Annotated in this window: 1 pseudogene; it reads left to right on the top strand. The window is 63.5% G+C overall.

Annotated features, from left to right (window positions below):
- Positions 1-742, top strand: a pseudogene (locus ACV22Z_RS35670) (hypothetical protein); the annotation flags it as partial.

The following is a 742-nucleotide window of genomic DNA, read 5'->3' as shown; positions in this document are numbered from 1 at the left end:
CGGTGCGAATGGCACGAAGATCACGAAGGTGGCGAAGGGCGACGTCAGCGCGACGAGCACGGACGCGATCAACGGTGCGCAGCTGTTCGCGACGAACGAGAGCCTCGGCAACCTGAAGGAATCGCTGACGGACGGCGGCGTGATCGACTCGAAGACGGGTGAATCGCTGGCGGTGGTGTACGAAAGCGCGAAGAAGGACAAGGTGGCGCTGGGCGGCAAGGACGGCACGACCCTGTCGAACGTGAAGGCGGGTGTTGCCAATACGGACGCGGTGAATGTGAGCCAGCTGAAGGACGCGGGCCTGATTGGTACGGACGGCAAGTCGATTGCTGCGGTGACGTACGACCGTAACAAGGATGGCACGACGAACCACGGCTCGATCACGCTGGGCGGTGCGAATGGCACGAAGATCACGAAGGTGGCGAAGGGCGACGTCAGCGCGACGAGCACGGACGCGATCAACGGTGCGCAACTGTTTGCAACGAACGAAAGCCTGGGCGACCTGAAGGAATCGCTGACGGACGGCGGGGTGATCGACCCGACGACGGGCGAATCGCTGGCGGTGGTGTACGACAGCGCCTCGAAGAACAAGGTGACGCTGGGCAAAGCGGGCACGGCAGTGCAACTGAAGAACGTGGCGGCCGGCAAGGACGACACGGACGCAGTGAACGTGGCGCAGCTGAAGGACGTTGGCCTGGTCGGCAAGGATGAGTCGGGCAATCTGACGTCGCTGGCGGTGGTA

Source organism: Burkholderia sp. PU8-34 (genome assembly GCF_053427725.1).
Note: the sequence above shows the minus strand (reverse complement) of the source record. Positions and strands in the feature narration are given on the sequence as shown.